Origin of the sequence: Mesorhizobium sp. B2-6-4 (genome assembly GCF_006441495.1) — a bacterium.
Classification (GTDB): domain Bacteria; phylum Pseudomonadota; class Alphaproteobacteria; order Rhizobiales; family Rhizobiaceae; genus Mesorhizobium.
Map to the genome: position 1 here is coordinate 184,091 of NZ_VFUE01000001.1, position 22,258 is coordinate 206,348.

Consider the following 22,258-nt stretch of genomic DNA (forward strand, 5'->3'; position numbering starts at 1 on the left):
CCCGCACCCTATTGGCTTGCCCAGACGATCCGCGCCACCCATTCAACCTCGCGCATGGGAATGTCGCGGTCCGGATGATCGGGATTGAGCGAAACCAGTGCGATCGACCTAGCGGTCTGGCGATCGAGCACCTTGGCCATCACCTCGCCGCCCGTCGTCTTGACGACGACGCGATCGCCCTTGCGGATGAGGGCTGCCGGCTCGACGATGAGCACGTCGCCATTGCGGTAGAGCGGCAGCATTGAATCGCCTTGCACCTGAAGCGCATAGGAACTCTCGGTCGATTGCGCCGGCAGTTCCACCAGATCCCAGCCTTGACCGGCCGGGAAGCCGGCATCGTCGAAAAACCCGCCGGCGCCGGCCTGGGCAAAGCCGAGCAACGGAACGGCACGCCCGCGGGCGGGCATCGCGCCGTGGCCGGCCCGACCTTCTATCAGCCCGGTGAATTCGTCGAGCGAAGCGCCCGTCGCCTCGATGATCTTGGCCAGCGATTCGGTCGAGGGCCAGCGCGGCCTGCCGTCCGACGACAGTCGCTTCGACTTGTTGAAGGCAGTCGAATCAAGGCCGGCCCGCTTCGCCAGGCCGGAAGCCGAGAGCGAATACCGCTCGGCCAGAGCGTCGATGGCGGCCCAAACACGGTCATGCGAGAGCAATTCCGCTCTCCTTGCAAAAAGGAAAAAATGCCTTTCCTTTCTAGTCTTCGAATGAAGGTTTGTCCACCGGTTGTGCCATGGCACTACATCTTCCTGCTGGCCGCGCCAATTCCGGTTTCCGGGTCAACCGATCCGCTTGGCCTGCCCGCGCAGGTTCCGGTGCGAGGCCATGAACGCCCGCTCGGCTTCGCTGGGCGGACGCGGCTGGGCGGAGCGGCCAAGCGCGGCGACGACCTCGTCAATATCGAGAAAGCGCCGGGCGGCGCGGTCGTAGACGCCGGCTGTCGTCATGATCAATGCGGCGGTCTCGCCATTGTCGAGGACGAAACGGTGCTTGCCGATGACCTGGCTGCCTTCCCAGGTCTCGATCGAAGACACCACTTCGAAACGCCGCCACAGTTTGATCTCACGCACATAGGCCGATTGCAGCCCGCCGATCATCGGCGCCCAGCCATTCGTTCTCGCCAGCGTGATGAGGCCGGCGCGGATGAAGATATCGATGCGGCCAAGGTCCGCCAGCATCATATAGCGGGCATTGTTGAGATGGCGGTTGAAATCGATGTCCGTCGGCAGGCAGCGAAAGGCCAACCGGCTTTCGTCACCCATCTGGTAGGAGCCACGGCTGCCCGCCGTGGCCATCATACGCGCAAGGCGCCCCCAGACATACATTACGGCGCGGCGCGTCTTTTCGGACGCGCAAGGGACGCCGCGGCACCTTTGATTCCGGCCACGCTCAGGCCGCCTGCTTCACGTCGCCCTTCGCGTAGGTGTCGAAGCGCTGGTAGAAAGTCTCGCCCTTTTCTGCCATGTCGTGCAGCAGCCTGGGCGCCTTGAACTCGGCGCCGTATTTCTTCTGCAAGCTCTTTGCGATCTTGACGAACTGCCCGGCGCCGATGCCGTCGATGTAGGACAGCGCGCCGCCCGTATAGGGCGCGAAGCCGAAGGCCAGGATCGAGCCGACATCGGCCTCGCGAGGATCGGTGACGATGCCCTCCTCCATCACCCGAGCCGCTTCCAACGCGATGGTGACCAGCAGGCGCTGCTGCAATTCCGCATAGTCGACCTTCTCCGGCTTGAGCTGCGGATAGAGCTCCTTAAGGCCCGGCCACAGCTTCTTCTTGGCCGGCTTGGCCGGATAGTCGTAGAAGCCCTTGCCGTTCTTGCGGCCGAAGCGGCCGTGGTCGTCGGCCATGGTGTTGATCAGCGCCATCTGCTTCGGGTCGATCGCCTTGTCGCCGAGATCCCTGATGGTCTGCTTCATGATCTTCTGGGCGAGGTCGATGGCCGTCTCGTCGGTCAGCGCCAGCGGGCCGACCGGCATGCCGGCGGCCTTGGCGGCGTTCTCGATCATCGGTGCCGGAACGCCCTCGATCAACATCTTGTAGGCTTCCGACATATAGCGCAGGACGCAGCGGTTGACGTAGAAACCGCGCGTATCGTTGACGACGATCGGCGTTTTCTTGATGGCGCGCACGAAGTCGATCGCGGTGGCCAGCGCCTTGTCACCGGTCTTCTTGCCAAGGATGATTTCGACCAGCATCATCCTGTCGACCGGCGAGAAGAAATGGATGCCGATGAAATTCTTCGGCCGCGCCGAATTCTTGGCCAGGGCGGTGATCGGAATGGTCGAGGTGTTCGACGCGAAGATCGCCGACGACTTCAGCACCGCTTCCGCCTGTTCGGTGGCGCTTTTCTTCACCGCGGAATCCTCGAACACCGCCTCGACCACGAGATCGCAGCCGGCAAGGTCGGCATAGTCCGATGTCGGCGTGATCAGCGACAGGAGCCTGTCCTTGTCCTCGGGCTTGGCACGCCCCTTCTTCACCTGATCCGAGATCAGACCATCCGAATGGGCCTTGCCCTTCTCGGCGGACTCCATGTCGCGGTCGAGCAGCACCACCGGGATGCCGGCTTTGGCCGTGACATAGGCGATACCGGCGCCCATGAAGCCCGCGCCGAGAATACCGATCTTCTTGAACCTGGTTTCCGGCACGCCGGCCGGGCGGCGCGCGCCCTTGTTGAGTTCCTGCAACGATACGAACAGCGAGCGGATCATCGCCGCCGCTTCCTTGGTCTGCATAATCTCCGTGAAATAGCGCTGTTCGATCCTGAGGGCGGTGTCGAACGGCACCAGCAGGCCCTCATAGACGCATTTCAGGATCGCCGCGGCGGCCGGATAATTGCCATAGGTCTCGCGGCGCAGGATGGCGATGGCCGGCGGCCACAGATTAGCGCCCGCCGCCGAATAGACCGGGCCGCCGGGCAGCTTGAATCCCTTCTCGTCCCACGGCGCTACCGGCTTGAGGCCGTTCCTGATCATGGCCTTCGCAGTCTCGACCAGCTTGGCCGGCTCGGCGACCTCGTGGATCAGGCCCATCGCCTTCGCCTTCTGCGGCGACAGGTTCTGGCCGGAGGTCAGCATTTGCAGCGCCTGCTGCTGGTCGGTGAGACGCGGCACCCGCTGGGTGCCGCCGGCGCCCGGGAAAATACCGATCTTCACCTCGGGGAGCGCCATCTTCACCTTGTCGGAATCGGCGGCGACGCGGCCATGGCAGGCCAGCGACATTTCGAATGCACCGCCCATGCAGGTGCCGTTGATTGCTGAAACCCACGGCTTGCCCGATGTTTCCAGCTTCCGGAACAGACCGGTCATGGTGCCGGCGTTTTCGAACAGCGCCCTGGTCGCCTTTTCGAGATCCTTGCCCTTTTCAGCCGCGAAGGTCGTCAGCATCTTCTGGAGCATGGTGATGTCGGCGCCGCCTGAGAACGTATCCTTGCCGGAGGTGATGACCGCGCCCTTGATGGCGGCGTCGCCCGCCACCCTGTCGACAATGGCGTTCAGCTCGCGCATCACCTCCTCGGTGAAGACGTTCATCGAGCGGTCCGGCATGTTCCAGGTGACCAGCGCAATGCCGTCGGCGTCGATGTCGAGGGTGAAATTGGTGTAGCTCATCGTTTCTCTCCCCGTCAGACGCGTTCGATGATGGTTGCGGTGCCCATGCCGGCGCCGATGCACAGCGTCACCAGCGCGGTGTTCAAATCGCGGCGCTCGAGCTCGTCCAGCACGGTGCCGAAGATCATCGCGCCGGTGGCGCCCAGCGGATGGCCCATGGCGATGGCGCCGCCATTGACGTTGATCCTGTCGTGCTCGATATCGAAGGCCTGCATGTAGCGCAGCACCACGGAGGCGAAGGCCTCGTTGAGCTCGAACAGATCGATGTCCGACAGCTTCATCTTGGCGCGCTTCAACAGCTTCTCGGTGACGTCAACGGGGCCGGTCAACATCAGCACCGGCTCGGAGCCGATGTTGGCGAAGGCGCGGATGCGCGCGCGCGGTTTCAGGCCCATGGCCTTGCCGGCCTTCTTCGAACCGAGCAGCACGGCGGCCGCGCCATCGACGATGCCCGACGAATTGCCGGCATGGTGGACGTGATTGACCTCCTCCACTTCCGGATGCTTCTGCACCGCCACGGCGTCGAAGCCGCCCATTTCGCCGGGCATGACGAAGGAGGGATTGAGCGAGGCCAGCGACTGCATGTCGGTCGATGGGCGCATATGCTCGTCATGGTCGAGGATGGTGAGACCATTCTGGTCCTTGATCGGGATCACCGAATTCCTGAAGCGGCCATCGGCCCAGGATTTTGCCGCGCGCTTCTGGCTCTCGACGGCGTAGGCGTCGACATCGTCCCGGCTGAAGCCGTATTTTGTGGCGATCAGGTCGGCCGAAATACCTTGCGGCACGAACCAGCCGGGCAGGCCGACCGAAGGGTCCATGAACCAGGCGCCACCCGAGGCGCCCATGCCGACGCGCGACATCGATTCGACACCGCCGGCAATGACGATCTCATCGGCGCCCTGGGCTATCTTGGCGGCGCCGAAATTGATGGCGTCGAGGCCGGAGGCGCAGAAGCGCGAGATCTGCATGCCGGGCGCCGAGGTCGCGTAGCCGGCCTCGAAGGCCGCGGCGCGCGGAATGACCGACCCCGCCTCGCCGACCGGGTCGACACAACCGAAGATGATGTCGTCGACAGTTGCAGTGTCGAGCCCGTTGCGGTCGCGCAGCGCCTCCAGCGTCCTGGCGGCGAGCCGCACTGCCGGCACTTCGTGCAGCGAGCCATCCTTCTTGCCCCTGCCGCGCGGCGTGCGAACGGCGTCATAGACGTAAGCTTCGGCCATTTTCCTGCTCCTTGGGTTTGCCGACCGATGCTCAGAGCGAGCGGCCGATCAGCAATTTCATGATCTCGTTGGTGCCGCCATAGATGCGCTGGACGCGGGCGTCGCGGAACATGCGGGCGATCGGATATTCATTCATGTAGCCATAGCCGCCATGCAATTGAAGGCATTCGTCGACGACTTTGCCCTGCAGGTCGGAAAGCCAGTACTTGGCCATCGACGCCGTCACCGGATCGAGACCGCCATCGATGTGGCGCGCCACGCAATCATTGTAGAAGACGCGGCCGATCGTGGCCTCGGTCTTCAGTTCGGCCAGCTTGAACTGGGTGTTCTGGAAATCGATGACCGCCTTGCCGAACGCCTTGCGCTCCTTGACGTATTCGATGGTCAGCGCCAGCGCGCGCTCGACCATGGCAATCGCGCCTGTGCCGATCTGCAAACGCTCCTGCGGCAATTGCTGCATGAGCTGGATGAAGCCTTGTCCCTCCTCGTGGCCGAGCAGGTTGGAGGTCGGCACACGCGCATCGTTGAAGAACAGCTCCGATGTGTCATTGGCCTTCAAGCCGATCTTGTCGAGGTTGCGGCCGCGCTCGAAGCCGTCGACCTCGTCGGTCTCGACGACGATCAGCGAAGTCCCCTTGGCGCCCTTGTCCGGATCGGTCTTGGTGACGACGATGATGAAATTGGCGAGCTGGCCATTGGTGATGAAAGTCTTGGAGCCATTGATCTTGTATTGGTTGCCGTCCCTCTCGGCCCGCGTCTTGACGCCTTGCAGGTCGGAGCCGGCGCCGGGCTCCGTCATGGCGATGGCGCCGATCAGTTCGCCGGTGGCGAGCTTCGGCAGCCATTTCTTCTTTTGCTCCTCCGAGCCGTAGTGGAGGATGTAGGGGGCGACGATCGAATTGTGCAGACCGATGCCGAAGCCGTCGACGCCGACATGGCCGATGGCCTCGATGATGGCGCTCTCATGGGCGAAGGTGCCGCCCGATCCGCCATATTCCTCCGGCATTGAGGCGCAGAGCAGGCCGGCGGCACCGGCCTTCAGCCAGCTCTCGCGGTCGACCATTTCGTTCTTCTCGAACTCGTCGTAACGCGGCGCGATCTCTTCGGACATGAAGCGGTGCGCCATGTCGTAGAGCATGCCGACCTCGTCCGCCGCCCAGGCGGGCTTCGGCAGGCCAAGGATTTCGGCTGGGTTGGTCATGCGATGATCTTCCTCCCAAGGTCTGCCATCGAAATTGAGATCCGCGCACTGTCGCGGCGCCCCCTCCCGGCCCCTCTGGACCGCCCTCCCCTCAAAGGGAGAGGGACCATTTCTAGAACGCTTCCGCCGGCAGTGCCATCAACGTATCGGCGCCACTGGAGATGCGGGCGAGACGCGTCGCGGTTTCCGGCATGATCCGCTCCATGAAGAAGCGCGCCGTCACCAGCTTGTTGTCGTAGAAGGACGACGCGCCGTTGGCGCCCGGCTTGCCTTGGGCGGCCCTGGCCATCTGCGCCCACATATAGCCGAGCGCCACGAGGCCGAAGAGATGCATGTAGTCGGTCGAGGCGGCGCCGGCATTGTCGGGCTTGGCCATGCCGTTCTGCAGCAGCCACATGGTCGCCGTCTGAAGATCGTTGAGGCTCTTCTTCAATGCCTTGGTGAAGGGGGCCATCTTCTCGTCGGCGCGGTTCTCTTCGCAGAATTCGCCGACTTCCTTGAAGAACAACTGCACCGCGCGGCCGCCGTTCAGACCCAGCTTGCGGCCGACGAGGTCGAGCGCCTGGATGCCGTTGGCGCCTTCATAGATCATGGCGATGCGGGCATCGCGCACGAACTGGCTCATGCCGTGCTCTTCGATGTAGCCATGGCCGCCGAACACCTGCTGCGCCATCACGGCGTGATCGAAGCCCTTGTCGGTGAGCACGCCCTTGACCACCGGCGTCATCAGCCCGGTGTAGTCGTCGGCCGCCTGGCGGTCCTTGTCGTCGGCGGAGCGATGGGCGATGTCCGACTTGATCGCCGTCCACAGCGCCAGCGCACGGCCGGCCTCGTTGAAGGCCCTCATGGTCATCAGGCTGCGGCGGATGTCGGGATGGACGATGATAGGATCGGCCTTCTTGTCCGGCGCCTTCGGCCCCGACAGCGAGCGGCCCTGCAAGCGGTCCTTGGCGTAGGCGACGGCATTCTGGTAGGCAATCTCCGACAGCGACAGCCCCTGCAGGCCGACGCCGAGCCGTGCCTCGTTCATCATCGTGAACATCGCCTTGAGACCGCCATTGGCCTCACCCAGCAGCGTGCCTTGCGCCTCGTCATAATTCATGACGCAGGTCGAATTGCCGTGGATGCCCATCTTCTCCTCGATCGAACCGCAGGAGACGGTGTTCCTCTCATCGGGATTGCCAGAAGCATCGAGCTTGAGCTTCGGCACGATGAACAGCGAGATGCCCTTCACCCCTTCGGGCGCCCCCTCGATGCGGGCCAGCACCAGGTGGACGATGTTGTCCGCCATGTCGTGCTCGCCGGCCGAGATGAATATCTTCTGGCCCGAGATCTTGTAAGTGCCGTCGCCATTCGGCACGGCCTTGGTGCGCAGCAGGCCCAGATCGGTGCCGCAATGCGGCTCGGTCAGGTTCATGGTGCCGGTCCAGGCGCCCTCGACCATCTTCGGCAGCCATTTGGCTTTCTGCTCGTCGGTGCCATGGGTGATGATCGCCGCGATCGCGCCCTGCGTCAGGCCCGGATACATCATCAGCGACATATTGGCCGACACCATATACTCGGCCACGGCGGTATGAACGGCATAGGGCAGGCCCTGGCCGCCGAACTCGACGGGCGCCGCCAGCCCCATCCAGCCGCCCTCGCGATACTGATCGAAGGCTTCCTTGAAGCCCCTCGGCGTCGTCACCGAGCCATCGTCATGGCGCACACAGCCTTCCATGTCGCCGACACGGTTGAGCGGATGCATGACGTTTTCCGCGAGCTTGGCGCCCTCGACGAGGATCGCCTCCAGCACGTCGGGCGTTGCATCGGAAAAGCCGGGGAGATTGGAATAGCGCTGGTAGCCCAGCACCTCGTTGAGCACGAACAGCGTATCCTGCACCGGCGCCCTGTAGATCGGCATGCTCTTCTCCACCCTGCGGACCTGATCCGACCCCCCCGAATTCATGTCAGGCGGCATGCGGACCCGTGTTCAGCGGGAGATAACAAAAATTGACGTTTGCGTAAACGTCAATTCAGCCGATGCGACAAAATTTCTCCTGCACCGCAGCAAACCGCACGCGATGCAGTACATGTGTTGGAACCCTCAATGACAAAAGCCGCGTGGCGCTCGCCACACGGCTTTTTTCGATCATGGATGTTGCGCCGCAAGGCGGCGGCCCAAATCAGCCGGCGACGCTCGCCTGCGGCGCCGAGCGCTCGACCAGCATCTGCCGGACGGCAGCCATGGAGGTGCTCAACTCGCTGATGGCGTCATCGATGAGCGTGCGCTGCTTCTGGAGGCGGGCAAGCTGCTTCTCCGACTTGTCCAATGCCAGCCGCAACTGCTTGGTGTTGGAGCCGGTGGGATCATAGAGATCCATCATCTGCTTGACGTCGCGCAACGAGAACCCGACCTTGCGGCCGAGCAGGATCAGTTTCAGCCGAACCCTGTCGCGGCGCGTGTAGAGGCGGGTTGAACCGTCGCGCTGCGGGTTGAGCAGGCCCTTGTCTTCGTAGAAACGCAGCGTGCGCAGCGTCACGCCATATTTCTTGGCCATTTCGCCGATGCGGACGAGGTCCTCGCCCGAGTCGACGGATATAGTGTTGGTATTGGCCGCGGTCTCGCCGGCCGAGATAAGCTTCATGGTCACTGGCTTTCCCCGTCTGTGGCGTCGCGGTCCTGGACCAAGCGATGCCTGACTGAAAGCGGGGGCGTGCTTCCAGCCGTGGTTTCGACAAACAAATCGCAAACAGCACGCTTGATGCGCCTTTTACGTTTACGTCAATTCTATACCGATAGCCCTCTCATGACGCAAGGGCGTTGTGCGGGCGGCGCTTTATGCCGCAGCGACCGGTTCACCGCGAACTTCGTCGCAACTTCTTAAGCTTGGTTAACGCGTTGTTTACCACGTTGGGCGAATTGTGCGCATGTCGGCTACCCGTGTTTATCTTGTATCGATTTTTTCACGGTTTTTCGGAGCGCGGGTGAACCCTGGGAAGCTTGTCTTCCACCGTGGTGCGGTCGCCTTCGTTCCGGCGAGGATTTGGGGAGCTGGTCGCAAACCGGCCAATCTGAAAGACGGACGCACCGATGAACAGCAAGCGGTCCTACCTCGACACACTCAACGCCGGCAGGCAGCGCAGGCCTCAGACCACGCTCGAGCAGTTGAACCGCTCGCTGGAGACGCTGGAACAGCGCCTGGAGAGAACGCGCGAGGACACGATTGGACGTCCCGATCCCCGGCACTATGGCACCGAACCGCGCTATCCCGCCGCACAGCCTTCGGCTCAGCCGCGCTGGTACCAGGATCCGCAGCCCGCAGCGCATCCGCAGGCCCCGATGCCGGCGCCGGCCGTCGGCCAGAACTACCAGAACCTTGCCCGCGATATCGACCGCATCCGCGGCCAGGAAGACAGCGTTGCCATGGTCGGCAAGATCGCCGGCGAGCTGCGCGGCATGCGCGAGGAATTGCGCCACCAGATGACTGCCGGGCTGCAGAGCGAATTCGAGGCGCTGCGCAAGGACATCGACCGCGCACTGCTGGCAAACGCCAAGTCAGGCGCTTCGGGCAAGGGCAGCGCCGAACTTGGCCTCGAATTCGAGCGGCTTTCCGGCGCCATCAAGACGCTGTCGGAAAAAAGCGACGACAGAAGCGTCAACATGCTGCGGCTCGAACTCGAACAGGTCAAAGCCGCGCTCGACACGCTGGCGCGCGAGGAGAGCGTGCAGAAGGTCGACCGCCGCTGGGACGATTTCGATCGTCGCTGGACAGCCTTCGAGGACCGCGTCGACGCCGACCAGCGCAACCGCTCACCGGACCCCGCCATTTCGGGCCTGACCGATCGGCTGGAGCAGATCAGCAACGCCGTCAACAACCTGCCGGAATCGCTATCCCTGCGCTCGCTGGAGGAAAAGGTCCGCACGCTGGCCAGCGCCGTGGATCATTTCGCCAGCCAGCAGGACAATCGCGGCGGCAGCACGCTGGCCATGATCGACGAGCGGCTGGACGAGATCTCCCGCGCCATCGTCGCCTCGACCGTCGCGGCACAGGCCAATACGCTCGACCATGAAGCCTTCGAGCGCATCGAGAAACGGATCGATTCGCTCGCCCGGCAGATCGAGGAAGTGGCGCAGGACCACCCCGGCAACGCCGTCGTCGACCGGCTGAACACGCTGTCGAGCCGGGTCGACGAACTCGCCGGCCGCGCCGCCCTGCCCGAGCAGGCAATGGAACGGCTGGCCAAGCAGATCGCGCTCATCGCCGACAAGATCGACCAGGCGCCGGCCATGCCAGACGCCGACTATATCTTCCACGGGCTGGAGCAACGCTTCGACGTGCTGTCGTCGATGATGGAACGGCGCCAGGGTGACGCCATCGAACAGGGCAACATGCTGTTCCGCGATCTTGAGCGCCGACTGGACGAGGTTGCCGACCGGCTCGACCGGCGCATGCCGCAAGTCGACGGCGCCGGCATCATGGAAGCCATCGATGCCCGCTTCACGGCGCTCGCCAAGCGCATGGAAACACGCATTCCCGACCCCGCCGGCGAAGCCGCGATCCGTGGCCTGGAAAGCCGGCTCGAAGACATTTCGAGCCGCCTGGACTCGTCCGCCGCGCAAGTCGCCGGCATCGATCCGGCGCTGATCCGCAGCCTGGAGGCGCAAGTCGCCAGCCTGTCCGCCCACCTGTCCAGGCCCAGCGCACCGCTGCCGGAGTTCGAGGACATCAGCCCACGCCTCAATGAAATCGAGAAGGCGCTGGCGGGAACGCGCGACTCCATCCTTGGCGCGGCGCGCGAGGCGGCCGAGAACGCGGTGCGCTCGCTGGCCGGCTCGGGCGCCGACACGTCGGCGGTTTCCGGCCTTGCCCAGGACCTGAAGACGCTCGAGACGCTGACACGCCGTTCCGACGAGCGTAACTCGAGAACGTTCGAGGCCATCCACGACACCCTGCTCAAGATCGTCGACAGGCTGGGTTCGCTGGAACCAGGCGAACCGTCCGAGGCGATGAGCGAGCTCCTGGACGCACGCCCGGATGAAGCGATCGGCAAGCGCCGTGGGCGAGCCGGCAAGATGGCCGTGGACGCTCCGTCGATGGATATCGACGAGCCCATGCCGCTGACAGGGGACATGGCCGATCTCGACGGCCGCGCCGCCGCGATCATGCGCAGCCAGCCCGCTTCGCCACGCGGGCCGGGTGCGCGCTCGCCCGCGGAGGCGGCGGCCGCCGCCGCCATGGCCGCGCTTGGTTCCGATCCGATCGCCGGGAAGGGCGAGCCGGCAAGCCGCCGCAAATCGATGTTGGGCGGCCTGGCGCGCGCTTTCAAGGGCAAGAAGGAAGCAGACGTTCCGCCGCTGGCGAGCTCGATGCCGGGTCCGGAAATCCCGAGCGTCGACCTCGACGAGCCGCTCGACCCGAAAATGGCCAATCGGCCACTGGAGCCTGGCTCCGGCGCGCCCGACCTCAACGCCATCATGAAGCGCGTGCGCGACGAGCGCGGGCAACCGGCGAAGCTCAGCGACAGCGATGCCGCAAAATCGGACTTCATCGCGGCTGCCCGCCGCGCGGCGCAGGCCGCCGCCGCCGAGGCCGACGCCTTGAAGCGCCAGTCGACGATGAAGGGACCGGTGAAGGCGCTCAGGATCGGCGACCTGCTCAAGGCGCGGCGCAAGCCGATTCTGATGGCGGCCGCCGCGATCATGCTGGCGCTTGCCGGCCTGCAGCTTGGCAAGGCGTTCCTCGCCGATCCCGCCCAGGTGGCAAGCAATGATGCGCCGGCCGTTGCCTCGCAACCGCTGGAAACCGCATTCGTCGACGCTGCGAGCCCGCCCAGGCCGGAAACCCAGTTGGCGGCAGCGAACAGCGAACCGGCCCGTGAGGTCAGGCAGGCCGAGCCCTCCGCTCCGGCGGTCAAGGACGACATGGTGGCGCAGACCGCGCTCGCCATGGCGTCGGACGGCGATGGGCCGACGAACGCTGGCCCGACGGCGGAGCGGGCTCCGACGGCGATGGCTCCCGTCATGCCTGCCGGCGCGGGTGCGGCAGGCTCCGACGCGATGGCTTCGGCAGAACCCATTTCCGCCGGTCCCGTCGCAGCGGCTCCTTCTTCTCCGGCACCTTCCGCTGCTGCCGGCGGAACGCAAACGACGGATGCGGACAACGGTATCCAACCGACAATGGCTGCACCGGCCATGGCCAATGACACCACCGGCGCCGTCGTGCCCGCCGGCGCTCCCGCGGCCCCGGCCAAATTCGACATTCCCGCCGATGCGGGCCCGGTCGCACTGCGCGACGCCGCAGCCACCGGCGACGCCAAGGCGCTGTTCGAGATCGGCTCGCGCTATTCCGAGGCGCGCGGCGTCAAGGAAGACATGGCGGCGGCGGCCAAATGGTATGAAAAGTCCGCGGAACTCGGCTTCGCTCCGGCCGAGTATCGCATCGGCAATTTCTACGAGAAGGGCATCGGCGTCCCGCGCGACATCAAGAAGTCCAAGACCTGGTACCAACTCGCCGCCGATCAGGGCAACGCCAGCGCCATGCACAATCTGGCCGTGCTGTTCGCCATGGCCGCTGACGGCGTGACCGACAATGAATCGGCCGCGCACTGGTTCCAGGAGGCCGCGGATCTCGGCGTGAAGGACAGCCAGTTCAATCTCGGCATCCTCGCCGCCAAGGGCGTCGGCATGAAGCAGAACCTGGAGGAATCCTACAAATGGTTCGCGCTCGTCGCCAAGACCGGCGACAAGGACGCTGCCGCCAAGCGCGACGAGATCGCCAACGCGCTACGGCCCGAGCAACTCGAGCGCGCCCGCGCCGCCACCGAATTGTGGAAGGCCAAGCCGCTCGATCAGGCCGCCAATTCGGCCGACATTCCCGAATCCTGGCAAGACGGCACGCCGCAGACGACGGCCAGCATCGATATGAAGAAGGCGGTCAAGAACATCCAGCTCATCCTCAACAAGAACGGCTACGACGCCGGCGGCGCCGACGGCGTGATGGGCGCGAAGACCAAGAACGCGATCGTCGCGTTCCAGACCGACAACAAGCTCCCCGCGACCGGTGCGGTCGACGAAAAGCTGGTTAAGGCGTTGCTGGCGCGCAAATAGCGGCAGGAGCGTCGTATCCGCGACGCCCCTGCCACACATTTGCCTGTTAACTGCTTGAGATGTTTTTTGTTTCGGCGCGGCGGCGGGGTTTGACCCCGCCGCCGCTTCGGCGCAAGGAAAAATTGGCTTTTCGGTGCGATACTATCGCAACGGCGGTATTCGCCGACTGGCAAACTGATCGAGACCGACGGGTGGGCATCTATCTCCCGATTGCGGAAATTTCCGTCAACGTCTTCGTGCTGCTGGCCATGGGCGCTGCGGTGGGCTTTCTGTCGGGCATGTTCGGCGTCGGCGGCGGTTTTCTCATCACGCCGCTCCTGATCTTCTACAACATCCCACCGGCAATCGCGGTGGCGACCGGCGCCAACCAGGTCATCGCCTCATCCTTCTCCGGCGCGCTGTCGCATATGAAGCGCGGCACGCTCGACTTCAAGCTCGGCGGGGTGCTGCTTGCCGGCGGCATCGTCGGTTCCACCGGCGGCATCTACGTCTTCGCTTTCCTGCGCAGGCTGGGACAGCTCGACCTGTTCATCTCGCTGCTCTATGTCGTGCTTCTGGGCACCGTCGGCGGGCTGATGCTGGTCGAAAGCATCAACGCGCTACGCGCCACGCGCAGCGGCGCGGCACCGGTGATGAAGAAATCCGGCCAGCACAACTGGATCCACCGCCTGCCGCTGAAGATGCGATTCAGGGCCTCGAAGCTGTTTGTCAGCGTCATCCCAGTGCTTGGGCTGGGCGCGGCCATCGGCTTCCTGTCGTCTATCATGGGTGTCGGCGGCGGCTTCATCATGGTGCCGGCTCTGATCTATCTCCTGAAAGTGCCGACCAACGTCGTCATCGGCACCTCGCTGTTCCAGATCATCTTTACCTCGGCCTACACCACTCTGGTCCACGCCACCACCAACCAGACGGTCGACGTGATGCTGGCCTTTCTTTTGATGGCCGGTGGTGTCGCCGGCGCGCAATATGGCGCCAAGGCCGGCCAGCGGCTGCGCGGCGAGCAGTTGAGAGCGCTGCTGGCGATGCTGGTGCTGGCGGTGGCGATAAGGCTTGCCATCGACCTCTTCGTCACGCCGCCCAACCTTTATTCGCTGTCCGGCGCGGGCTTCAACTGATGAATGGCCTGAAAGCGCTCGCAACCGCGGCTCTTCTGTCATTGATCGCCGCCGCACCCGCGAAGGCGCAGACGCCGCCGACCGAAAGCGTCCAGATCGGCCTTTCCACCGACAAAGTCTCGATCACTGCCGGCTTTTCCGGCGCCGATCTGACCATTTTCGGCTCGCTGGAAAATCCCGATCCGCTGGTGGCGCGCCAAGGCCGCTACGACATCATCGTCGTGCTCGAAGGTCCACCCAAGCCGGTGGTGGTGCGCCGCAAGGACCGGGTGCTCGGCGTCTGGGTCAACCTGGAATCCGAGACCTTCGAAAACGTGCCGGTGTCCTATTCGGTGGCGACGACGCGGCCGTTGCAGGACATCACCGAGCCGAACAGCTACAGGCAATTGTCGCTCGGCGCCTCCAATCTCTACATGCAGCCGGCCGATGCCGGCGACAGCCCGGCCACGATCGAGGAATTCACCGCGGCGTTGCGCGAACGCAAGGCCGCAACCGGCCTCTACAGCGAGAATGTCGGCGGCGTGCAGTTCCTGTCACAGAACCTGTTCCGCGCCACGGTGCGGCTGGCGCCGAACGTTCCGGTCGGCACCCACAAGGCGCGCGCGTTCCTGTTCAAGAGCGGCTTGTTCATCAAGGAGAGCTCGGCCCAGCTCGAGATCCGCAAATCCGGTTTCGAACAGTCGATCTTCCGTGTCGCCCACGACTATTCCTTCCTCTACGGCGTCTTCGCCATATCGCTGGCCATGGTGACGGGCTGGCTCGGAAGGTTGATCTTCCGCAAGGACTAAAGCGGCTACAAAGGGGTTTTCCTTTCCCGGATCATGCTATAGACCGCCACCTCCCGGCCCGCCGGGCAACACGCACAATTCAATTCGGCAGAGCGGTCCGATCACCCCGGACGACAGAGAGCGCACGCTTCACAGACGGCGCCGAACCGCTGCCTTAGCAGAGATGACAGGAGGCTGCGATGCGACCAGCATTCGCCGGCATCGATTTTGGCACTTCCAACTCCACCGTGGGCGTGGTCAGGAGCGGCCAGCCGCACCTCGTCGCGCTGGAAGGCGGCGAGGTCACGCTGCCAAGCGCCGTGTTCTTCAACTTCGAGGACAACCGTACCTGTTTCGGCCGCCACGCAATCGCCAATTACACCGACAGCGTCGAAGGTCGGCTGATGCGCTCGCTGAAGAGCGTGCTCGGCAGCGCGCTCGCGCAGGAAAAGACGCGCATCAAGGCGCGATCGATCGGCTTCATGGAGATCGTCGGCCTGTTCCTCGGCCATCTGCGAAAAAGACTGGAGGACGATGCCGGCGGCGCCGTCGAGAGCGTGGTGCTCGGTCGGCCGGTGCAGTTCGTCGACGGCGACGCCGAGGCCGATGCCAGGGCACAAAGCGAGCTCGAAGGAGCCGCCCGCGCCCAAGGCTTCAAGCATATCGCCTTCCAGTTCGAACCGATCGCGGCGGCCCTCGACTACGAGCAGAAGGTGACGCGCGAGGAACTGGCGCTGATCATCGACATGGGTGGCGGCACGTCGGACTTCTCGATCGTAAGGGTCTCGCCGCAGCGTGCCCGCTCGCTTGACCGCAAGGACGATATCCTGGCCAGCCGCGGCATCCATATCGGCGGCACCGACTTCGACCGATTGCTCAGCATCGCGCATGTGATGCCGGAACTCGGCTACCTCAGCCCGACCAAGGACGGCAAGCGCAACCTGCCGGCCAGCTACTTCATCGATCTTGCCACATGGCAACGCATCAACCTGGTCTACACGGCCAAGGCGATGACGCATCTGCGCCAGATCCGCTACGAGGCCGAGCGCGCCGATCTCGTCGACCGCTTCATCCATATCGTCGAGCACCGGTATGGGCACGCGCTGGCCGCTCTTGTCGAAAGGGCCAAGATCGCGCTGACCGACAAGGTCTCGGCCGATGTCGAGGTGAGGCTGCCGGAAGTCCAGTTCGCCGCCGAGATCACCCGAAAGGCGCTGAACGCCACGATCGCCAGGGACATCGAGCGCGTTGCCGCCACGGTCGGCCAGACCATCGGCGACGCCGGGGTCAAGTCGTCCGACATCACCGCCGTGTTCCTGACCGGAGGATCCACCGCGATCCCGCTGGCGAGACAAAAAATCCTGTCGCTGGTGCCTCAGGCTTCGGTCATCGAGGGCGATATGTTCGGCTCGGTCGGACTTGGCCTTGCGCTGGACGCGCAGCGCAAGTTCGGCTGATATCCGGACAATTCACGAACGCGCGGACGCCTTCTCGTCGGCCCCCAAATGCGCCTTGAGCGCCATCTGGGCCAGGCTTGCCTGGCGGTCGCGATGTGTAATCATGGCGAAGTCGCGTTTCGGCAGTTCGAGCGGCACGGACCGCAGGCTGCCTTCAGCAACGGCGCGTCCAACGACGAGCTCCGAAATGATGGTGGCGCCGGCACCGGCCTCGACCGCCTGGCGAACCGCCTCGTTGCTCGGCAGCACCAGAAATATCTGCAGGTCGTCAAGCGAAATCCCTTCGCGGCGCGCCAGATCCTCCAGCACCTCCCGTGTGCCGGAACCGCCCTCGCGGATGATCCAGCGCAGCCCTTTTATGTCGGGGCGGCCCGGCGCGATTTCGGCGATCTCGGGATGAGAACCGGCAACCACCAGCATCAACCGGTCGATATCGACCTTGGCGCGGCGCAATATGTCAGACTCGGTGCGCCCCTCGACCAGGCCGAGATCGGCGGTTCCATCCAGCACGCTGGCTTCGACCTGCCTGGTGTTGCCGATGCTGACGCTCAGCCTGACCGCAGGATAGGCTTCGTGGAAGGACGCCAGCCGGCGCGGCAGCCAATAGCTGGCGATCGTCAGGCTGGCGGCGATGGAGAGGCTGCCGGCAACCGTCTGCGAGACATGTTCCAGCACATTGCGTGCGGCGGCGGCTCGTTCCAGTACGGCCTTGGCTTCTGGCAGGAACCGGTGACCGGTCTGGGCAAGCTCGATGTTGCGGCCGACGCGGTTGAACAGATGGACGCCATGCTGTTCCTCAAGCGCGCGGATGGCAGCCGACGCGGCCGATTGGGAGATGCCCAGCAGCTCCGCCGCTTTGGTCATGTGGCCGCGCTCGGCGACGGCGACAAATATCCGCAACTGGTCAAGTGTCATAAGGCATTAAGAACCAATATCGATCGAATTTACAAGAACAATTGATTAGACGGGTTGATAGCTTTATTCTAAGTTTTCAATCGAAGTTAGAAAAAATTCGCTACCGATTGACAGAGAATGAAATGATCGGGCGGTTCAAGTCCCTGTTCGCGCACTGGACCCGCGGCCTGCGGCGGCGGCTGGCCGGCGATCGCTATCATCCGGAAGAGCATTACATGCGCGGTCCCGGGCCGAAAACCAGGGCCAAAGCCGCGAACCGCAGAAGCGCTCGGGGATCATGACCCAAGGATCTCTGCGCGGCGCGAATTCCGCCCCGTCCCAACGCCCGCTCGCCGACACGAACGCACCCGACGAGAACGATGGCGTCGACACCTCGCCCGCCGTCTCCGACCGCATCGCCAAGACCACATGCTATATGTGCGCCTGCCGCTGCGGCATCGACGTGCACATCAAGGACGGCAAGGTCCGCTACATCAACGGCAACAAGGATCATCCGGTCAATCGCGGCGTGATCTGCGGTAAGGGCAGCTCCGGCATCATGCAGCATTACAGCCCTGCCCGGCTGAAAAAGCCGCTGCTGCGCACCGGCTCGCGCGGCTCGGGAGAATTCCGCGAGATCGAGTGGGAAGAAGCGCTGACGATCGCCGCGGAGCGGCTTTCGTCCATCCGCCGCAGCGACCCGAAGAAACTCGCCTTCTTTACCGGCCGCGACCAATCGCAATCCCTGACCGGCTGGTGGGCAAGCCAGTTCGGCACGCCGAACTTCGCCGCGCATGGCGGTTTCTGTTCGGTGAACATGGCCGCAGGCGGGCTTTATACGATCGGCGGCTCGTTCTGGGAGTTCGGCGAACCCGACTGGGACAATACCCGGTATTTCATGCTTTTCGGCGTCGCCGAGGACCATGATTCCAACCCGATCAAGATCGGCCTCGGCAAGCTGAAGGCGCGCGGCGCCAAGGTGGTGTCGATCAATCCATGCCGCACTGGCTACAACGCCATCGCCGACGACTGGATCGGCATCCGGCCGGGCACCGACGGCCTATTCGTGTTTGCCCTCATCCACGAGCTCTTGAAGGCAGGCCGCGTCGATCTCGACTATCTCCTGCGCTACACCAACGCCCATGTGCTCGTCATCCAGGATCCGGGTGCGGCCGATGACGGGCTGTTTGTCCGCGATGGCGCCGGCAACCTGCTCGCCTGGGACAGAGTGGCGAAGGTGCCTGTCCGCGCCACCGACGCCAGTGCCAAACCGGCATTGACCGGCAGCTTCACCGTCGACGGTCGTCGCTGCGTTCCGGTGTTCCAGCTGATCGCCGATCGATACCTCGATGAGAGCTATTCGCCCGATGCGGTCGCGGAGCGCTGCGGCATTGCCGCCGATACGATCCGCAGGATCGCCGCCGAGCTCGCTCATGTCGCCTTTGAGCAGACGATCGAACTGCCGGTGGCGTGGACCGACTGGGCCGGCCACCGCCACGAGACGATTAGGGGACGGCCTGTGTCGATGCACGCGATGCGCGGCATCTCAGCCCATTCCAACGGTTTTCATTCTTGCCGAGCCATTCATCTTCTGCAGGTGCTGCTCGGTACGGTGGACGTCCCGGGCGGCTTCCGCTTCAAACCGCCTTATCCGCGTTGCGCGCCGCCAGGACCGAAGCCTGCCGGCAAGAGCGTCCGGCCGATGACGCCACTGGACGGCATTCCGCTCGGCTTCGTCTGCGGGCCTGACGACCTTCTGGTCGATGAGGCAGGGGTGCCGATCCGCATAGACAAGGCCTATTCCTGGGAGGCGCCGCTCGCTGCGCACGGCTTGATGCACACCGCCATCCGTAACGCCTGGGCCGGCGATCCATACAAGATCGACACACTGATGATGTACATGTCGAACATGGCCTGGAATTCCTCGATGAACACCGTCGAGACGATTCGTATGCTGACCGACCGCGACGAGGCGGGCAATTACAAGATCCCTTTCATCATCTATTCCGACGCCTATTATTCCGAGACCGTGCCGTTCGCTGACCTCGTGCTGCCCGACACAACCTATCTCGAACGGCACGACTGCATCAGCCTGCTCGACCGGCCGATCAGCCATGCCGACGGACCGGGCGATGCTATACGCCATCCCGTGGTCGAGCCGGACCGGGACGTGCGCCCGTTCCAATCGGTGCTGATCGAGCTCGGCGCGCGCCTCGGCCTGCCGGGTTTCGTCAGAGAAGACGGGGCGGCCAAATATGCCGACTATGCCGACTACATCGTCAATCACCAGCGCACGCCCGGTATCGGCCCGCTTGCCGGCTGGCGTGGCAAGGACGGCAATTCGACCGGCAAGGGCGAGCCAAACCCGGACCAGTTGCAGCGCTACATCGACAATGGCGGCTTCTGGCACCACGATTTCGCTGAGGACCAGCGTTACTACAAGATGGCCAACCGGTCCTATCTCGATTTCGCGGTGCAGATGGGCTTCATCCCGAAGGCCGAACCAGTCGTCTTCCAGCTCTATTCCGAACCCTTGCAGCGCTTTCGTCTTGCCGCGCGCGGCCATGGTCGGGCCGTGCCGCCCGAGAGCGAACGCCAGCGCATCGAGACCTACATGGACCCGCTACCCTTCTGGTACGTGCCGTTCGAGGAAGCGGCCGTCGACCAGCAGAAATATCCGTTGCATGCGCTGACGCAGCGGCCGATGCACATGTACCATTCCTGGGGTTCGCAGAATGCGTGGCTGAGGCAGATTACCAGCCAAAACCGGCTGTTCGTGCATGAGAGGACCGCCGCAGGTCTCGGCCTTGCCGACGACGACTGGGTGTGGATCGAAAGCATCAATGGCAAGGTCAAGGGACAGATCAAGCTGGTCGAGGGCGTGAACGAAAGCACGGTCTGGACCTGGAACGCCATCGGCAAAAGGCGCGGCAGCTGGGGGCTGAAGGACGATGCCGCCGAGAGCAATCGCGGCTTCCTGCTCAACCACATCATCGGCGACCAGACCACGGCAGACACCAACGGCAGGCGGTATTCGAATTCCGATCCGGTGACCGGCCAGGCGGCATGGTTCGATCTCAAAGTGCGCATCGTCAAATGCGCGGCGGAGGAAGCCGGTTTCACCGAGCCGCAATTCGAGCGTTTCCACCAGCCGCCGCAATTCCAGCCATCGCCGGACACACTTCGCTTTGGCGCCGAATTCCGCATGAACAGGGAAGCCGCCAAATGACCTGCGTCCCCGCCCACACGGGCAAAAAACTAGGCCTGGTCATAGACCTCGACACCTGCGTCGGTTGTCAGGCCTGCGTCACCGCCTGCAAGGAATGGAACACCGGCGGCCACATGGCGCCGCTGACCGACATCGACCCCTATGGCGGCCATGTCGACGGCGTCTGGTTCAATCGCGTGCACAGCTACGAGCACACCACCGCGATGGGCGGCCGCACGGTGAACTTCCCGCGCTCGTGCCTGCATTGCGAGACGCCGGCCTGCGTCACTGTGTGTCCGACCGGCGCCTCCTACAAACGAGCCTCGGACGGCATCGTGCTGGTCGATGAGGACAAGTGCATCGGCTGCAAGCTATGCAGCTGGGCCTGCCCCTATGGCGCGCGCGAATTCGACACCGATGTCGGCGTGATGAAGAAATGCACGCTCTGCGTCGACCGCATCTACAATGACAATCTGGCCGAGGAGGACCGCGTGCCGGCCTGCGTCGCGGCCTGTCCGACCAGCGCACGGCATTTCGGCGATCTCGGCGACCCCGCCTCGGCGGTGTCGCAACTGGTTGAGGAGCGTGGCGGCGTCGACCTGATGCCGGAACTCGGCTACCGCCCGACCAACAAATACCTGCCGCCGCGCGCGCATACCGAACGCGCAGCAAAGATTTCTGCGCCAACCCTGGAGCCGGTGAGGGCCGAGGGTGGGTTCCTCGGCTGGGTCGACCGCATGCTCTCGAACTAAACCCCATGCATCCAGCCTTCTCGGTCGTCTTCTTCACCACCGCCACCGGCGCCGGCTACGGCCTGCTGGCGCTGCTCGGCGTGCTGGCGCCACTTGGCGTCATCGCACCCGATTTCTGGCTGGGCTTCATCGGCATGGGACTGGCGCTCGGGCTGATCACCGCCGGCCTGTTGTCCTCGACCGGACATCTCGGCCGCCCCGAACGCGCCTGGCGTGCGTTCTCGCAATGGCGCAGTTCCTGGCTATCGCGCGAAGGCGTCGCCTCGGTCGCCACCTTCGTCCCGGCCGGACTGTTTGGCATTGGCTGGGTCATTCTTGGCCGCACCGATGGCTGGGTCGCCGCCGCCGGACTTCTGGCAACGATTGGCGCCGTCATCACCGTCTGCATGACCGGCATGATCTATGCCTCGCTGAAACCCATCGCTCAGTGGCACAGCCCTTACACCTTGCCCGGCTATCTCATTTTCTCGGCTATGAGCGGCAGTGTACTTCTGGCCGCGCTATGCCAAGGCTTTGCCGTCGGTTCCAAAATGCTTCTGGCAGCCTGCGTACTGCTGACCCTGCTCGGTTGGGCCTGGAAGCTTGCGACCTGGCGGTACAACGACCAATTGGAAATCCCCACCAACGCCAACACCGCAACCGGGCTTGCCGGGGGGACGGTTAGATCGCTGGAATGGCCGCATACCGAGGAAAATTATTTGCTCAAGGAAATGGGTTTTCGCATCGCGCGCAAGCACAGCGCAAAGATGCGGCGGATCACCCAGCTCCTGGGTTTCGCGCTACCCGCCTTGCTGCTGATTACGGCCTTCGCCTTGCCGTCACCTTTCGCGGCGCTCGCATCGGTGTTCGCCGCGGTCGCACAGTTTGTCGGCATGCTGGTCGAACGTTGGCTGTTCTTCGCCGAAGCGAAGCACACGGTCACTCTCTACTACGGGAAATAGCGGC

Annotated in this window: 15 protein-coding genes; 7 read left to right on the top strand and 8 right to left on the bottom strand. The window is 64.0% G+C overall.

The genetic code is table 11. The features are described 5' to 3' along the window. Positions 1-8 precede the first annotated feature (8 nt). The 7 genes from FJ426_RS00855 to FJ426_RS00885 form a co-directional block, all read right to left on the bottom strand. Complete coding sequence (locus tag FJ426_RS00855) at positions 9-653, bottom strand: helix-turn-helix transcriptional regulator (protein ID WP_140496665.1); 645 nt, start codon at positions 651-653, stop codon at positions 9-11. 123 nt (positions 654-776) lie between these two features. Then, complete coding sequence (locus FJ426_RS00860; protein ID WP_140523944.1) at positions 777-1,322, bottom strand: thioesterase family protein; 546 nt, start codon at positions 1,320-1,322, stop codon at positions 777-779. A 64-nt stretch (positions 1,323-1,386) separates the two neighbouring features. After that, positions 1,387-3,606 carry a 3-hydroxyacyl-CoA dehydrogenase NAD-binding domain-containing protein gene (locus tag FJ426_RS00865; RefSeq protein WP_140560871.1) on the bottom strand — a complete coding sequence of 740 codons (2,220 nt, stop codon included), beginning with the start codon at positions 3,604-3,606 and terminating at the stop codon, positions 1,387-1,389. Positions 3,607-3,620: 14 nt separating this feature from the next. Next, positions 3,621-4,829, bottom strand: coding sequence for an acetyl-CoA C-acetyltransferase (locus tag FJ426_RS00870; protein ID WP_140523939.1), 1,209 nt, complete (start codon positions 4,827-4,829; stop codon positions 3,621-3,623). A gap of 31 nt (positions 4,830-4,860) precedes the next feature. Then, entirely contained in the window at positions 4,861-6,030 is a 1,170-nt protein-coding gene (locus FJ426_RS00875; RefSeq protein ID WP_140496673.1) for an acyl-CoA dehydrogenase family protein, read from the bottom strand. A 112-nt stretch (positions 6,031-6,142) separates the two neighbouring features. Continuing rightward, positions 6,143-7,933 (bottom strand): acyl-CoA dehydrogenase, encoded by a 1,791-nt coding sequence (locus tag FJ426_RS00880; RefSeq protein ID WP_140560872.1) that lies wholly within the window; start codon positions 7,931-7,933, stop codon positions 6,143-6,145. A gap of 262 nt (positions 7,934-8,195) precedes the next feature. Next, entirely contained in the window at positions 8,196-8,657 is a 462-nt protein-coding gene (locus FJ426_RS00885) for a MerR family DNA-binding transcriptional regulator (RefSeq protein ID WP_140497287.1), read from the bottom strand. Positions 8,658-9,103: 446 nt separating this feature from the next. Here FJ426_RS00885 and FJ426_RS00890 point away from each other — a divergent pair, with 446 nt between their 5' ends. The 4 genes from FJ426_RS00890 (at position 9,104) to FJ426_RS00905 (ending at position 16,459) form a co-directional block, all read left to right on the top strand. Next, on the top strand, positions 9,104-13,120 hold the full coding sequence (locus tag FJ426_RS00890; protein WP_140560873.1) for a peptidoglycan-binding protein: 4,017 nt from the start codon (positions 9,104-9,106) through the stop codon (positions 13,118-13,120). A 191-nt stretch (positions 13,121-13,311) separates the two neighbouring features. Then, complete coding sequence (locus FJ426_RS00895) at positions 13,312-14,235, top strand: sulfite exporter TauE/SafE family protein (RefSeq protein WP_140560874.1); 924 nt, start codon at positions 13,312-13,314, stop codon at positions 14,233-14,235. After that, positions 14,235-15,023, top strand: a complete 789-nt coding sequence (locus FJ426_RS00900; protein ID WP_140523928.1) for a TIGR02186 family protein — start codon at positions 14,235-14,237, stop codon at positions 15,021-15,023. Before FJ426_RS00895 ends, FJ426_RS00900 begins: the two co-directional genes overlap by 1 nt. A gap of 179 nt (positions 15,024-15,202) precedes the next feature. Next, entirely contained in the window at positions 15,203-16,459 is a 1,257-nt protein-coding gene (locus FJ426_RS00905) for an Hsp70 family protein (RefSeq protein ID WP_140560875.1), read from the top strand. A gap of 12 nt (positions 16,460-16,471) precedes the next feature. On the opposite strand, the gene FJ426_RS00910 is transcribed toward FJ426_RS00905, so the two are convergent. Further along, positions 16,472-17,374, bottom strand: a complete 903-nt coding sequence (locus FJ426_RS00910; RefSeq protein WP_140496685.1) for a LysR family transcriptional regulator — start codon at positions 17,372-17,374, stop codon at positions 16,472-16,474. 277 nt (positions 17,375-17,651) lie between these two features. On the opposite strand from FJ426_RS00910, the gene FJ426_RS00915 reads away from it, so the two are divergent. From FJ426_RS00915 to FJ426_RS00925, 3 genes are read left to right on the top strand one after another with little or no spacing between them, the layout of a single operon-like run. Further along, a complete protein-coding gene (locus FJ426_RS00915; protein ID WP_140580408.1) occupies positions 17,652-20,582 on the top strand; it encodes a molybdopterin oxidoreductase family protein in 2,931 nt (976 codons plus the stop codon). After that, positions 20,579-21,313: a 4Fe-4S dicluster domain-containing protein gene (locus FJ426_RS00920; RefSeq protein WP_140496689.1), complete on the top strand. Its 735-nt coding sequence runs from the start codon at positions 20,579-20,581 to the stop codon at positions 21,311-21,313. The genes FJ426_RS00915 and FJ426_RS00920 overlap by 4 nt, the downstream gene beginning before the upstream one ends. Positions 21,314-21,318: 5 nt before the next feature. Next, on the top strand, positions 21,319-22,254 hold the full coding sequence (locus FJ426_RS00925; protein WP_140560877.1) for a DmsC/YnfH family molybdoenzyme membrane anchor subunit: 936 nt from the start codon (positions 21,319-21,321) through the stop codon (positions 22,252-22,254). Positions 22,255-22,258: the final 4 nt, after the last annotated feature.